This is a genomic window from Enterobacter sp. BWH64 (genome assembly GCF_001037645.1).
Classification (GTDB): Bacteria; Pseudomonadota; Gammaproteobacteria; order Enterobacterales; family Enterobacteriaceae; genus Enterobacter; species Enterobacter hormaechei_C.
In genome coordinates, this window is record NZ_KQ089922.1 from 212,443 (window position 1) to 227,397 (window position 14,955).

Below are 14,955 nucleotides of genomic sequence, written 5' to 3' on the forward strand. Positions count from 1 at the left end.
TTGATTAATTCCAGGATGCGCTAACATCTATTCTTCCCTGCGCGGTCACTTCGCCAAACCAGCTATTTCCGTCATAGGTGGTTTTCGATACCGGATTATCCATAACGAACTGGAGGATCAGCGGTGTTTTCCAGAGCCACATATCGGTCACGCCGGAACTCATTTTGTCCCACTCTTCCGCATGGGTGGCCGGCGCCGGGATCGACAGTACTTCGCCTTTACAGTTGTGCGCCATCAGCGTCTGGCTTTTCCCCACCAGCACGTTGCCCGGAATGGGAACCGTGAAACCGTTGCCGCTAAAGGCGCAGTAGTCCACCCCATTCAGGCTTTGGGTAGGCCCGGTTACTTTTACCGTGACCGCAATCGCCGCATCTTTTTGCGCCCCGCTGTAGGTGATGGTGTAGGGGATCTCAATGGGCGCTTCGCCGATAATACCTTTCCCGGAGCCGCCCAGACCGTCAGGATCGAGGGTGTAATCCGGGTTGTCTGGCACAATCTCCAGCCCGGGCTCGATAGGGTTAATCACCAGGCCGCCCCCCGGCTGGAAGCAGAAATCCGCCGCCAGCGAGCTGTTGCCGGGCGTCAGACACAGGCTGACGATATTGCCAATGTTGCTGCCGTCCCCCGCCTGCGCCACGCTCAGAATTAACGCTTTCGGCAAAAAGATTTTAAGGGACGCTTTGCCGCCGTTTTTCTGCGGCGCTGCAAGGAAGGTGTTCGCCAGGACACGCGTATCGCTCAGGATACCGCCGGAGATACTGTACCAGGTGTTTTCATCGAAGGTCAGCTCGGCGGCAAGCCCGGTGCCGCCGCTCATGTGCGATTGCAGCACGCTGTTGACGCGGGAAGAGGTGAGCGCCAGCCCCCCGTTGTAACCGGAGATGTCCTCCCCAACAAACGTGTATTCGAGCAGGTCGCACAGGACGCCAGAGACCGTGTTGCGGGTGTATTTGGTGCAGGTGGCCCCCGTTGATCCATCGACAATCGTCACCTCACCGCTGATCGGGTCAATCCCCAGGTTAAGCGCCCTGGCGTTGGTCATGGTCAGCGTGCCCACCTTGTGAAGCGTATTGGTGGTGGTCACTTTGTTGATGGAGCTGATTTGCGGCGTGGAGGTGATGGTCACTTCATCCCCTGGCGCGGCGTTGAGCAGATAGTTAAAGAACGGATCGCCCAGTACCCAGCGCCCGTATGACGTGCCGGGCTCCATCACCGGCGGCTTAACCACCATCGACGTGTCGGTATAGCTGGTCGTCGGGGTGTACCCCGTGTTGCCGCAGGACGAGGAACACGCCGTCCCTTTGAAGAACGGAGAGGCGCTGGAACCGGTCACCGAAAAGTCGATGGTCAGCGCGCTGCCTGCCGGACCGCTGTAGCTGTTGTCCGGGATGTAAGTGGCGATACCGTTATTCGTTTTCGCACTCAGGGTCGGCCACTCGCGCGAACCGTGTAAAAACGCGGTCGACGTGCTGTTCAGACTAAACAGCCCCGCGCTGTTTCCCGTCCCGTTATTGTCCGGGTTATTAATGGCGAAATAGGGCAGCTCCTGCGCCTGGGCCGCCGCGCTCATCAGCAGTAAATTAAGAGCGAATATCTTTTTCATCGTCACGTTCCTGCGTTCCTTTTGCTTCCTGCCAGACGAAATCGCCTTTGTCGCAGGAGATGTCTCCGAGCCACAGCGCACCGCGGTTAGACTCGATGTCCAGGCGCACTTCGCAGACGCTGTCGTCCGGCGTGGCGATACTCAGGACAGGGTTGTTCTTATCAACGTCGATCACGAAGCGTCCGTCGTTTTCCGTCCGGGTCAGCCCGACATGGTTTTTGATCTGCATGGCGCCAACCGGGGCCCCGTTTGCATCCACAAGACGACCAAACAGGGTGACGATTTTCTTCACCTGCGGCTTCATCACCACGGTATTACCCGGATAAACCGTGATATGGCGACGCGCATTCGCGCCAATCTCATAGCTTTCCGTACCGGTTTCACTGTTCATCACTTCCAGGTCATAAGCCTGGTATGCCGGCAGCGACAGCCAGGTCTTATCCCCTTTGATGCGTTCTGCCCGGCCGTTAAGCTTCAGGGTCAGCGCTTCATCAGATTTGAGACCGGTACTGACAATCACCCCTGCGCTTTCGGTGCCTTTCCCGGCGGCGATGGCCTCTTTGGACCAGCCCACGCTGCCGTCACTGGTCAGCGTGGAGTTCCAGCCTTTACTCATGCCGCTCTGGACGCTGAGGATGTTGCTGTTCCACGGCGTGTCGAAGTTCACGCTGCCGCCGCCGCTTACGCTGCGATCCTGGCGGCTGTTAAAGGCTTTCGAGACGTTGGCGGTGGCCGATTTCAGGTAATCGCCTTCAAACTGGCGGCTGGCGCTGACGTTCAGCGCTGTGCCGGTATCGCGATTGTGGGAAACGCCAACCGACACGGTATTGCCGAGCGGTATGGCGAAATCGAGCATCACGTAACGATCTTTCTCTTCGTAATACCCGTCGTATTTGTTGCGCGACATTCCCACCCGCAGGCGCGCCGTGCCGTAGCGACCGGCGTATAACCCCTGGGAGTAGTCCAGCTGATAGCGTTTGTAGTGATAGAGGTCGTCCTCCTGGCGCATCAGGCTCAGGTTGCCCGCCGAGGGCAGGCCGAATGACGGCAGGCTAAAGGAAGCGCCCCAGGTGTTGCCCTTGCTCTCATAGATATCCAGGAATTTGCCGCTGGAGAGCTGTTCATGGGAGTACCAAACCGAACCGATCTGCCACGGCAGGCTGAGATTCGCCCCATAGTTGGCGCGATACGTTCCGTCGGAGGCGGCCATGGTCTGGGTATTCACCGAGAAATAGCCCGTCAGGTTCAGGGAGGCCCACAGCTCGCTGACGATGTGTTCCCGCATCATGTATGTAGAGGCGTTCCAGTCGACCATCCCGCTGCGCTTGCTGAACGAGGCCCCCACCAGCGACATGGTGTCTTTATGTTTGGTGTCGTAATCGTAGTAGTAGGTGTTGTCCTGCTCGTTTTTGCGTTTCGCGTATTTTTTATAATTGACGACGGATTTATCGCGGCTATACATCCCGCCCCACATCTGCCAGCGCAGCGTTTCCGACACGTTGCTGGAGAACGGCTTATTCACGGTGTACATGCTGCGCGACACGGTGCGGCTTCCGCTCACCACTTCAACTTCGACGCTGTAGATCCCGTAGGGCAGGCTGCTGGTGTCAATTTCATGGTTGCCGACGTCAAAGCGCTGAATGCCGATAAGCTGCCCGTCACGGCGAATACGGGCCTCGCCCGCCGTGGGGAAATAGACCACCACCGGCGTCAGAGAGAGCGTGTTGTCGCGCTTGCGGGAGTTGGCCTGGTTGCCCATGGAAACGCCGTAGACTTCCCCGCCGGAAATCCCGCTGACGCTCGCCAGAGACTGCATCGCCCAGCCGTTCAGCATGCCCGCGGCGTAGCGCATCCCCTGATAGTCGCGCTCCCACATAACCGCGTTCATCTGGGTATCGCTGCTGCTCTCGTTGACGTAGCCAGAGCCGTCGATCAGCACATGATCGACGCCCATTGAGATCCAGTTTCTCGCGTTCAGATAGCCCGACGACCAGCTGTCACCGTAGCCGCTCTCGGTGTGATACGCCCCGAGGTTGTAGGAGAACGTGCCGCTCAGGTCGTCAGACTCCGGCGCATCAATATCCACCTCACGCGGGCGAATATTCACCCCGTAGTCGCTCTGCGACAGATTCAGCAACAGGCGCATTTTTTTCTGATCCAGTTCGAACGCCGAACCCGCGCTAACCGGAATACGCATCTGGCCATCAAACTGCTTATCGTTAATGCTTTGCAGTAACGCCCGCATCTCTTTTGACAGACGAATGCCGTTATCAGACTCCTGGACCTGAACATCCCTCAGCCCCAGCTTCAGATCTTTTGCAAAGAGCGTCACGTCACCGATACGAACATATTCGCTCGCCGTGCCTTCGTGGTTCCCTTGTTGTGCTGAGTGTGGACGCGTATTCACCAGATAGACGGGAATTTTGATCCCCTGCTCCAGCAGTGCATAAAGCGAGTCGGGAAAACGGTAATTAGCGATAACCACGGAGCTTGAGGCTGCATGCGCAAGCGCGGGCAGCGTGCCGGATGCGCAAGCCATCATCACCGGCAACACTAATTTATTTTTCACCATGCATCCTTACTTAACAGGAATGAACTGTTTCAGGTCCCATATTCCGAGATGAAAATGGTTATCCGTAACGTTGATATCCTCGATAGCGCGCGAGGTCTCTGGCATCAGGTAGAAGTTTTTGCTACACGGCGTGCCGGGGGATTCCGGATTCGGCTTCAGGCAGGTCCCGGTCGCATTGACGCGAAACGAGGTGTTCCCTTTATTGGTTATTTTTCCCGCCACATAGACGAAGTCGATCTTCTTATCCCGGGGCTGAACCACCAGAATGGTGCTCACCACCGCACGCGTCATCCCGGTGCCGTTTTTTGGCGAACCGCTGTCCACCTCTTCGCTTACCCCTTCATCCGTGAAGGTAATGCGGTAGTAACGCTCTTTGTTATCGGCGTTCCCGTGATAGTAAAATTTGACGATATTGCTGGTACCGGCGGGCATTACCATGCGCGTGGGCGTCAGCAACAGTTCGTCCACTTTCTCCGGATTAATGACGATCCCTTCATCCATTGGGCTGCTGATCCGCTGTGCGCGAACAGAAACAATACGCACGCTGTCTGCTTCGTTTTTTATTTCCTTGGCGGTGGAGTCAGCATCCGCAGAAATAATGGTGGTGACTTTTCCCACATTAATGGCCAGCGCGGAGGAAGAGATAAATAATAAAAATAAGAAGGTGGATTTGAGGTTAAACATGCTATTTCCCTAAACAGGGGCTTGCGCCCCTGGATCGATCAGGCCTTAGCCCCAGGTTGCGCGGAACGCAACAGACACGGTCCCTTCCCACAGGCTGTTGGTCAGGTCTTTGAACTCTTTCGCAGTACCCGCGTTGTCCTGAGCGGAGTCAACGTAGAAGACGAATTTGTCCTGGCCGGTAATTTCGGTATCTGCCGCCGCGCCTGCGCTGGTGGTCAGGTTCCACAGGCCAGAAGAGACGCCGGTGTTAGAAGAAGAATCAACCAGCGTGGTCCATGCGGTCGATTTCGCCCCCACGGTGCCACCGATAGAGCCCAGGTCGTTACCGCCCCAACGCGCACCCACTTTCAGCTTGGTCGCTTCACCACCCACGCTGAACAGCGTGTTGTTTGAATCGTCGAGGATAGCTTCGAGTTTGAAGCTGGTCGCCGTAGAGTGATCGCCACGGATAGCCACATCAAACAGACCGGTATCGGTGTTGAAAGATTTGGTATTGGCGCTGTAAACGAAGTTCAAAGCACGCGTTGGCGTAACAACCAGATCGGATTCGCTGTCTTTGGTCGCGGTTGCCTGCCAGGTGGCAGAAGCCGTCGTTTCAGCTGCATTAACTGCGCTCAGGGCAGAAACAGACAGCAGGGAGCCCAGAACGATAGCGTTCAGTTTGTTCATTTATTTAGTCCTTCAAAAAAGAATCCACGTGTATAAAAAGGGGAGCCCCTTTTTCGAGGCGGAGTATAGACAGCCGCAAAATAACGAGGCAATACAGAAAAATTCACTCGACGGAGAGCAACAATAAAAATATAAATAAATTTCTCGTATCTTATTGTTACGTATTGAGTAAATCACTCAATTTCCCGAGTAATAGATAAATATCGATTTTTCAATAAAGAGAAATATCAGGACGTCGGGACAGCTACACACATCATTACAGGCAACACCAGCCCCTTAATTAACCACGCATGTTTTTTTACACTGGTAATATAGAAGAAGTTGATATTATCAAGTAACATTTCGTTTACAACGCCATCCGGCGCCGCATCATCTTCAGATTTATTCAGCTTTTTATCCTTAATATAAAAGATATTGCTGCCGTCGACCTTTTCCACGCTGAGCGTGTAATTTCTGTCAATCAGGTAGCTTTTGCCCTCTTTCTTGAGTACGCCTTTATGAATAACCGTCACAACATCTTTGTTGTTAAACAGGAAAAGCGTGGTTAGCGACATATCGGTTGACTCACCCGTGGAATAGGTTTTCCAGGAAATGGTATCTGACTGGCAGCCAAACCCCTCATCCTGCGTTCTGGTAAAATAGACCCATAACAACGCGATGACAGACAGCGCCAGTACGATACTGAACAGTACACTCATTTTAGTCCTTGACATATTTTAACTCCCGGTCAGGCTTCTGTAAGAAATGCAGTTCTTATAATCGTCGATACTGTCCTGCTGATAACAGATGGCCAGGAAATAATTTTCTATCTGCGACTTTTTAAACCTGGAATAGTAAGCATCTGCAACCTGATGTTGACAGTCGATATGTTGACTGGCGATGACCTCTTTTACGTGATTAAAGTAGTGCTGTCGCGGCTGATACATATTCTTATCGATCAGGTATATCGTACACCTGTCCACTTTACCGAGCAGATGCATATCAGAATCTTTCAGGCTCTCGGCATAGGAATCCCGCTGGTGCAACAGTAAAACAGCGGTGCCGGTAACAATAATCAGTAATAACGTGCAGAGAGAAATAAAGAGTCTGTGCAGCGATATTATTTGTTTAGGCGGATCGGCATCTTTCTTATGCGCTAGCGTATCGAATGCTTCAGAGGCAGATTCTTCGCTAAGCGTTGAAATAACCGGCGGCCTGACCGTGTGGTGTTCAATATGCGCGGCAAGGCTAAATCCCTTGCCACGTATCGTTTTTATCAGTAAAGGGTCGCAGCCTAATGTACGAAATGCTTTTCTGATTTCACTTATGGCAACATTCAGACTCACCGAAGAACCAGAGAAACCATGATCCTCCCAGACCTTCTTTATCAGGTCGTCTCTGTCGAGTGTTTTACCATTATTGATGATAAGTTCATAAAGCAGACGACCCGCCTGGTTAGATAACTTAATGGATGACTCTTCCTCTCCATTAATCATGATCATACCGGTGTCGACTTCATAAAGCATTGTAAGATCAATGAGATACTTCATATTATTATTACGCCATTGTTAAATTTTTGTGCATTTGCCAGGCAATAATAAGTCTAAAGTTTGTGTGGTCAAGTCGCGTGATATTAATTGAGAGATGAATTCATAAAGCTTCATTAATTAACGATTATTAAAGCATTAATAAAAATCTTCGAACCAACGCATTTAGGTTAAAACATTAAAAAAAACATACTGACAAGATTATAATCTTAAACTTTAGAAGTTGTTGGAATAATGTTTTGTTATGTACTTTTTTATTGCAACATAATATCGTCAAAGCATTCTCCCGAGTCGCCATGCGTCTAGCCGGTACATCAGGGACATGTGTAGCCGATTAACATTCATTTTAAATAACACAAATCTTCATGGAGTTTATCATGTTCAAATCGATCATGACCGTATCACTGCTGGCCGCCGCTATTGCCTCTACCAGCGCAGTGGCCGCAGACAATTCGGCGGGTGGTATCATTAACTTTACCGGCGCTATTACCGATACAACCTGTACCATTAACGGCGGTAAAAGCGCGGACTTTACCGTTGCGCTTTCCCCTATTTCGGTAAAAGATGCGGGCACCACGGTTGGCCTGATCACCCGAAATAAAAAATCTATTGCGCTGACATTCTCTGGTTGCTCACCAGCAGCCGGAACGACCGGTACCCCGCTGAAAGTTTATTTCTCCAGCGCGGATAATATTTCCACTGACGGTAAATACCTGCTGAATAACAGCGTGAACGAAAGCGATGCCAGCGTGGCACGTAATGTCGGCTTTGCGTTAGTGGAGCCAGGTTCGTCTACGCCTATTACCCTGAACCAGCCTTACACGACAAATATTATGGGTACAGCGACCGCGCCAGATTCCGAAACGCTGACGCTGGACGTTTATTACTATAAAACAAACGCCGCTGCCGCCACCGTGGGCGAGTTAAGCTCCAACGTAACGTATACCATTTCCTACCTGTAATAGTGATTATTCAGGCTCTGTTTTCGCAGAGCCTGTATTTAAGGTTGCAATCATGCGCAAGGCAATTTTGCTGGCAGGCTTACTGCTAAGCACGGGTCACTCATGGGCCAATATTGTCATTAATGGCACCCGTGTCCTTTATCCTGAAAATAACAAAGAGGTGATCGTCCAGTTAATGAATACGGGCGATGCGCCGGCTCTGGTACAATCCTGGATAGATGACGGTGATATTAATTCCACGCCGGAAACAGCCAATGTGCCGTTTCTGTTGTCGCCGCCGGTGATAAAGGTTAACGAACATAATGGTCAACAGCTTCGTATTAAAAAGCTGCCGTCCAGCTTGCCTGCGGATCGCGAATCCGTCTTTTTCCTGAATGTCCTCGACATTCCGCCCAGACCTGAAAATCTGCAAAACCAGAATACCGTTCAGCTGGCGATTAAATCCCGTATCAAACTTTTTTATCGGCCCGCTGCGCTGAAAGGCACGCTGGATGACGCGGTGGCGAAACTGACGCTCGCCGCCGACGGCGATCGCTTTCGCATTACAAATAACAGTCCGTTCCATATTACGGTCGCCAATATTTCGCTGGGTAAAACGAAATTGCTCCAGGAGTCCCCGATGGTTTCCCCGTTTGGGCAGCTGACGGTCGCCGCCAAAAATACGGTTAAGCGCGGACAGACCTTCCAGCTGATGTATGTGGACGATCTTGGCGCGTATAAAACCCGGACTTTCACCAGTCAGTGATCGGAAAGACTCACCATGAAAATGAAACAAAACAGACTCTGTCTGCTGGCAGTCTGCACGCTTCTGCTTTCGCATAAATCAGGGGCCGTCTCGTTTGATCCCTCCCTGCTTGCTGGCGCATCCGGTGAGTCCGATCTGTCTCGCTTTTCCGAAAACAACGCCATGCCTGCCGGCAGTCAGGAGATGGATATCTACGTAAACGGCAGCTGGAAGGGACGTTATACCGTCATCTACGGCGAGCAGCGTGACGACATCCGCCTTGCCTGGAAAGATGCCCGGTCGCTGGGCATCAACACCACGTCCGTGCCTGCGCCCGCCATTGCGCACGGGCAGGTCCAGCTGCGCGATCTGGTTCAGGGCGGTGAAGTCAAAACCGATACCAGCACCCTGAGTCTGGCGCTTACCGTTCCGCAGGCGGCCGTGCAGCGTACTGAAGAAGGTTACATTGCCCCCCAGTTCTGGGACGAGGGGATCCCGGCGCTGATGCTCTCGTGGAACACGACCTGGTACAACACCCGCGCGAAAGGCACTGCGAAAGACACAAATGATGATTTTTATGCCGGGCTGGATTCCGGCGCCAACCTGTTCGGCTGGCAGTTTCGCGACAGCAGCGCCTGGCGGAAAACCGCCAGCGGAGAGAGTAGCTGGCAGAATAATACCCGCTACCTGCGCCGTCCCCTGGCCTCGCTGAAATCCAACCTTACGCTGGGTGACTTTTATATTCCTGGCGATCTGTTTGATTCCCTGCGCGTGCGCGGCGTGTCGCTGGCGTCGGATATGAAGATGCGCCCAAATTCACAGCAGGGTTTTTCACCGGTGGTTCACGGCGTGGCAAGGACGAACGCCCTGGTGAAAGTTATCCAGAATGGCAACGTGATCTATCAGGAGAACGTGCCGCCGGGCCAGTTTACCCTCGACAGCATTCAACCTACCGGGTCCGCGGGCGATTTGCTGGTGGTGGTGCGTGAAGCGGACGGTTCACAGCAGTCCTTCACGGTGCCGTTTTCCGCCGTGCCCGGGATGCTAAAAGAAGGGGTGAGCCAGTACAGCGTAGTGGCGGGTAAAGTGCATCAGAACACGCTCGATGCCGAACCCGCATTCATGCAGGCCACGCTGCGCTACGGGTTTAATAACCTCATCACCGGGTATACCGGGACGATTATTAGCGATAACTACCAGGCCGGGCTTGTCGGTACCGGGTGGAACCTTCCCTTTGGCGCGGTCTCGTTTGATGTCACCCACGCCAAAACCACCCTACAGGATCGCACCAGCAGCGGTCAGAGTTATCGCGTGTCGTACAGCAAATTTATCGATACCACCGCCACCAACTTCACCCTGGCGGCCTATCGCTATTCCACTAAAGGCTATTACAGCTTCAGCGACGCGCTCTATTCGCGCGAAGGGTATCAGCGCCTGAGAGCGCAGTACGACGACTATGAAGATCGGTTTGGCGTTGCGCCCGACATGTCGCTAAGCACCTGGGACGCCCTGCGCGCGGCGCAGCCCAAAAATACCTTTACGCTTAACCTTAATCAGCGCCTGCTCAATAACTGGGGCACGGTGTTTGTCTCCGGCACACAGCGCGATTACTGGAACTCACAGCAAACCACGCGCGAATATCAGATGGGCTATTCCAACGCCATCGGCCGCGCCAGCTATACCCTGTCGGCCAGCCGGGTACGGAACAGGGACAGTGAAGAAGAGACGCGCCTTTACCTCTCCCTCAGCCTGCCGTTCTCGCTGTTTGATAATAATGCGTGGATCACCTCCAGCCTGACGGCCAGCGATTCGCATTACGAACAGAGCAATATCAGCATGAGCGGGAACGCGCTGGCGTCGAACCGCCTGAGCTATACCCTCTCCGGCAGTAATGCGCGTGGGGGTAAAAATGCGGCAAGCGTTAACGCCGCGTACCGTTCGAACTTCGCGACACTCGGTGGCTCTTACAGCGAATCCTCCGACTACCGCCAGACCGGGCTCAGCGGGCGCGGAAGCCTGGTGGCCTACCCGTGGCACGTTCTCGCCTCAAACGAAACCGGCACAACCATGACTATCGTCGATGCGCCAAAGGCGGAGGGACTGATGGTGAACGGCGATGAAAGCATTATGACGAACCGCGATGGCGTGGCGCTGGTCCCTTACGCCACCCCGTATCGCAAAAACGCCATTACGTTAACCGAAACGGAAAACAGCGCTGGCGCGGAGGTGATCGGCAATATGGCTAACGTGGCTCCTTACGACGGGGCGGTGAGTTATATCCGCTTCGACACCGATAAGCGCCAGTCATGGGTACTTCATGCGACGCGCACCGACGGCAAACCGCTGCCCTTTGGCACTGAAGTGCTGGATGAACACGGTGGATCTGTCGGGTATGTCGGCCAGGCCAGCGTACTGTATATCCGTGCTGAACAGCCGCCACGCGCGCTCAACGTGCATCTCCGCAGCGGAAAGTGCGAAATCTCCTCCCCGGCCTGGGGGCTGAACAGCCCCTCATCGGTTTGCCATTAATTACGGATTATCAAAATGTTACGATCATTCATGTTCCTGCTCCTCACCAGCATTAGCGGGATGAGCTATGCCACCTGCTCCGGCAGCAGCATCGTTTATGGCACACCGATTACCATTGATTTATCGGATAAGCTGAGCCCGGCCACGCCCACATGGACCGGCAGCTTCAGCACCCAGTACAGCGGCTCGTTCAACTGTACGACGGGTAACAGTGAATTTTCTTACACGCCGATCCTCTCGACCGACAGCAAATACGCGACCATCCTCGGGTTCAGCAATAACAAGTATATGGTGCGGGCGGAGATCACCAATCCCCCGGCCAATAAAACCCTGTCTGCCAGCGGTAGCCATACGGCGTCTGAGCTGAACACACCGTTTACGGTTCGCTTCACCCTCGTTAACCAGAGCGGTACCACACTGACGGGGGATACGGCGAACATGAGCGACGTTCTGTTCGTCAGCGACATGAGCGGGTTATCCATCTGGGAAATCATCACCTGGCCAATCAATCAGGTCATCAAGATAGCGCAGTGGTTATTCAGCGGGTTCAAGTGGCCTTACGACAACCGCGATATGTTTGGTCAGCCGATGATCATCAAATACGCGCCGAAACTGACTACCTGTTCCTTTGATAATGCGGGGCTGACCGTGGCGCTGCCGACGCTCGGCATTCCCCAGCTCAGTGCATCCTCACAGCCGGGGCTGACGCCTTTTTCACTGAACATGAGCTGTCAGAACGTCGGGGTTAATGGCAATTCCGATCGGGCAATTGAGATGTTTCTGTCCAGCACGCAGCTGCTCTCAACCGACAGCTCGGTGCTGATCGACAGCAGCAGTAGCGCGGCGCAGGGCGTGGGGCTCCGCCTGATAAAACGTGACGCCCCGCCAACGCCGGTGACCTTCTCTACCTCAACCACCAGCCGTGGCAACGCCACGATGATTTTCAGCGTGGCGGCTGGCGCGGCGCTGGACGAACATTTCACCCTTCCGATGGCGGCGTACTATTACGTGTGGGCGCCCGCCCAGGTGAGCCAGGGTAAGATCAATACATCGGCTACGCTGAATATTATCTATCCCTGATGTGAACTATTCCTCCATCTTTCCAACCGCTTGCACATACTTAATCAGTTCGCTGTGGTTGGAAAGATTCAGCTTTTTCATTGCATTGTGTTTCTGTGTCGCAATGGTACTGACCGAACGGTTTCGATGACGGGCAATCTCCGTCGTTGAAAATCCTTCCACGATAAGATGAAGCACCTCCCACTCTCTGGCCGAGAGGATGGAACGCGCCCGGGAGCCGGACCGCATTACCCGCCTGAGCCACGAAGAGATCGACGGTTTTTGCCCGTCCGCCATGAGCAACGCGGGTAATTCCTTTTTCAGTTCAGTCAATTCATCCTGCTGACTGATGGTTAATTCAAATTTCATCTCCAGAACTTTTTTTAACAGCCCGTAAGGCAGCTCGGGCACCAACAGAACACGCCTGACGTGATGGGTTTTACATAAAGATGTAAAACGGCTGCTGACCTCCGCACTCCACTCTTTATGATTAAGCAGATAATTAAATTCAGTGAAGAAAACATCCACGTTATTATCCGCCACCGCCGCCAGCGCCTGTTCTGTGGAATCGACCTGAGTAATGTTCAGTACGTAATCGGGTAAAAGATCCTGGAGCGCCCGGAATATTATCTCTTTAAATATATTTATTTTGTAAAACACCATTACCCTTACGATACGTTCAGTATTATTCATGTCTTTTCTAAATTCTCGTGACCGGAGGAAAATGATAATAGTTTATGTACTCACCACTCACAACCTCTTCGCGCCAGGATTTTATCCTTCTCAGGATTAAAAATCTGAACAAGGACATTAAATTCATAGAAAAAATTCTATTTTATTCTGCACGCCGTTTCCCCTCGCAGATAAAGCCCTGTCGATAATCCTGCCACGATCACAATTTTTCTTACAGGAACAGCAGTAAATCACTGAAAAGGCGGTGGATTAACCCCATTAATCAACCTTCTGATGCTTATTATCCGCTCATTTACAGAATAAAAATCTGGCATGAATATTATTAGAAGATTAAAACAATTGCATATACCATTAAAACCATTTTTCAATTTTATCTTCCGCTAATAATTGGCTTCAGCTTTACTCGACGGTTTGTATTGGCTTACATTGATGCCATCGCATCGCGTTATTTAAAAAGTGCTCGCTATTCTTTTAATAAGAGAGTGCGAACCGCCATTTTCTCTTATATGGACTGTTTACTCAGCGAAAGGAGAATGCCAATGCAAAATAAAAAAACAATTCACGTTGCCGTTGTTGACAGCTGCGAATTCACGATGATTGGCCTGCAATCGCTTGGAAAGCGTGAGCCTGATGAAAAACACGACGTTATTTTCCATGGATTTACCCATATCGAAGAACTTGCTATGAGTGAACAACTCTTTGATATCATCATTTATGATCCGCTGAATACGCGTCATTTCCGGGTGACGACGAATGACGACATTCTCTGTATTAAACAGAAACAAGTGACGGCGAAGATCTATATCTATTCGTTATCCGCCGGCTATTTGAAATTCAAACATGTTGATGGAGTCATCAGCAAAAGAGTCTCCCTGGGGGATATCAAAGCGCTATGGCAAATACTGATGAGCCAGACGCCGCAAGAGTCTGGCCGTTACAACGTAGGCATGACGACCCGCTTACGCACCCCGGCGAGGTTGTCCAGCGAGGAGGCCAGCGTATTGCGCGGCTATTCCTGTAATCTCAAAACCAAGCAAATCGCCCGTCAGCTGGGGTGTAACGTCAGGCTGGTTTACTTTTATAAGAACAACGCCATGAACAAGCTTAAGGCCGTGCGTGGCCCCTCGTTTTACCAGAGCATTCGCTGGATCCTGAATTAAGAATTTGACCGTGTGTCGTTTGCCTTTTGTTCCCGTGTCCGCGGGAACCTTTTTTCATTTCCTGAAGGCTGTTCCATGTATACCGTTCTTCCCTCTCCCCTGTTGCAACGTATCTCAGGGCTGCGATTCCAGCCTCTTGTCGATCTTCATTCGGGCCAGGTGTTCGCGCATGAAGTTCTCGTGGAGATCCATAACGTCAATCTTGAGGTGCTGTTTGCCTCGCTGCCCTCGCGCAGCGCGCTGCAAATCTTCTTCTGGCAGGCCAACACCCTGTTACAGATACCCGCCCGGGACGCTTACTGGCTAAACCTTCCGGCAGAACACCTTCTCAACGAACGCGCTATCCGGTTGTTGCTGGCATTACGCCATCAGCAGCGGTTAACGATTGAAATTCAGGATCCCCTCACCATCACACGGCTGAGCGAGGATGAGCAACGTCGCCTTCATGCCACGCTTGTTCGGTTAAAAGAGGCGGGATGGCAAATCTGGCTGGACGATTTAACCCGGGAGTTGGCGGAGGCGTTCGCGCGGCTTGCGCTGCCGCTGGATGGGGTGAAAATTGACCGCTCAGCGCTGCGCGAGCGCGCGCCGCTTGCCCCGTTTGTACAGGAGGTCAGGGCAGGTATCGCGCAATCAATTCTTATAGAAGGCATCGAAAACTCGCGGGATCTGGCGCGCGCCCGCGCGTCCGGCGCACAGTCTGGTCAGGGTTTTCTGTGGCCCGAAAGCCGAACCGATGCCCGCGTAACGCTTTGACGGCCAGCGGAGCGCTGG

At 52.7% G+C, this 14,955-nt stretch carries 13 protein-coding genes; 6 read left to right on the forward strand and 7 right to left on the reverse strand.

Features of this window, described 5'->3' with window-relative positions; genetic code table 11:
- Window positions 1-4: 4 nt before the first annotated feature.
- The 6 genes from SK50_RS01065 to SK50_RS01090 all read right to left on the reverse strand — a co-directional run bounded on the left by SK50_RS01065 (window position 5) and on the right by SK50_RS01090 (window position 7,057).
- A complete protein-coding gene (locus tag SK50_RS01065) occupies window positions 5-1,603 on the reverse strand; it encodes a hypothetical protein (protein ID WP_023302845.1) in 1,599 nt (532 codons plus the stop codon).
- Window positions 1,581-4,175 carry a CS1-pili formation C-terminal domain-containing protein gene (locus SK50_RS01070; RefSeq protein WP_048229008.1) on the reverse strand — a complete coding sequence of 865 codons (2,595 nt, stop codon included), beginning with the start codon at window positions 4,173-4,175 and terminating at the stop codon, window positions 1,581-1,583. Before SK50_RS01070 ends, SK50_RS01065 begins: the two co-directional genes overlap by 23 nt.
- A 6-nt stretch (window positions 4,176-4,181) precedes the next feature.
- Entirely contained in the window at window positions 4,182-4,859 is a 678-nt protein-coding gene (locus tag SK50_RS01075) for an EcpB family pilus assembly chaperone (protein WP_015570085.1), read from the reverse strand.
- Between the two features lie 45 nt (window positions 4,860-4,904).
- Entirely contained in the window at window positions 4,905-5,528 is a 624-nt protein-coding gene (locus SK50_RS01080) for a common pilus major fimbrillin subunit EcpA (protein WP_003860995.1), read from the reverse strand.
- 227 nt (window positions 5,529-5,755) lie between these two features.
- The gene (locus SK50_RS01085) at window positions 5,756-6,226 is read right to left on the reverse strand and encodes a hypothetical protein (protein ID WP_017383656.1); all 471 of its coding nucleotides are present in this window, start codon (window positions 6,224-6,226) and stop codon (window positions 5,756-5,758) included.
- Between the two features lie 18 nt (window positions 6,227-6,244).
- Window positions 6,245-7,057, reverse strand: coding sequence for a winged helix-turn-helix domain-containing protein (locus SK50_RS01090; RefSeq protein ID WP_015570087.1), 813 nt, complete (start codon window positions 7,055-7,057; stop codon window positions 6,245-6,247).
- A gap of 374 nt (window positions 7,058-7,431) precedes the next feature.
- Here SK50_RS01090 and SK50_RS01095 point away from each other — a divergent pair, with 374 nt between their 5' ends.
- From SK50_RS01095 to SK50_RS01110, 4 genes are read left to right on the forward strand one after another with little or no spacing between them, the layout of a single operon-like run.
- Window positions 7,432-8,016: a fimbrial protein gene (locus SK50_RS01095; protein WP_017383657.1), complete on the forward strand. Its 585-nt coding sequence runs from the start codon at window positions 7,432-7,434 to the stop codon at window positions 8,014-8,016.
- 52 nt (window positions 8,017-8,068) lie between these two features.
- Entirely contained in the window at window positions 8,069-8,761 is a 693-nt protein-coding gene (locus SK50_RS01100; protein WP_015570089.1) for a fimbrial biogenesis chaperone, read from the forward strand.
- Between the two features lie 15 nt (window positions 8,762-8,776).
- Window positions 8,777-11,269, forward strand: coding sequence for a fimbria/pilus outer membrane usher protein (locus tag SK50_RS01105; RefSeq protein WP_032103779.1), 2,493 nt, complete (start codon window positions 8,777-8,779; stop codon window positions 11,267-11,269).
- A 15-nt stretch (window positions 11,270-11,284) separates the two neighbouring features.
- Window positions 11,285-12,349 carry a fimbrial protein gene (locus SK50_RS01110; RefSeq protein ID WP_048229009.1) on the forward strand — a complete coding sequence of 355 codons (1,065 nt, stop codon included), beginning with the start codon at window positions 11,285-11,287 and terminating at the stop codon, window positions 12,347-12,349.
- Between the two features lie 6 nt (window positions 12,350-12,355).
- Here the strand turns inward: SK50_RS01110 and SK50_RS01115 are convergent, their stop codons facing one another.
- Entirely contained in the window at window positions 12,356-12,991 is a 636-nt protein-coding gene (locus SK50_RS01115) for a LuxR C-terminal-related transcriptional regulator (protein WP_015570092.1), read from the reverse strand.
- A 569-nt stretch (window positions 12,992-13,560) separates the two neighbouring features.
- Here SK50_RS01115 and SK50_RS01120 point away from each other — a divergent pair.
- On the forward strand, window positions 13,561-14,181 hold the full coding sequence (locus tag SK50_RS01120; RefSeq protein ID WP_015570093.1) for a LuxR C-terminal-related transcriptional regulator: 621 nt from the start codon (window positions 13,561-13,563) through the stop codon (window positions 14,179-14,181).
- 75 nt (window positions 14,182-14,256) lie between these two features.
- On the forward strand, window positions 14,257-14,937 hold the full coding sequence (locus SK50_RS01125; RefSeq protein ID WP_015570094.1) for an EAL domain-containing protein: 681 nt from the start codon (window positions 14,257-14,259) through the stop codon (window positions 14,935-14,937).
- The last annotated feature ends 18 nt before the right edge of the window (window positions 14,938-14,955 follow it).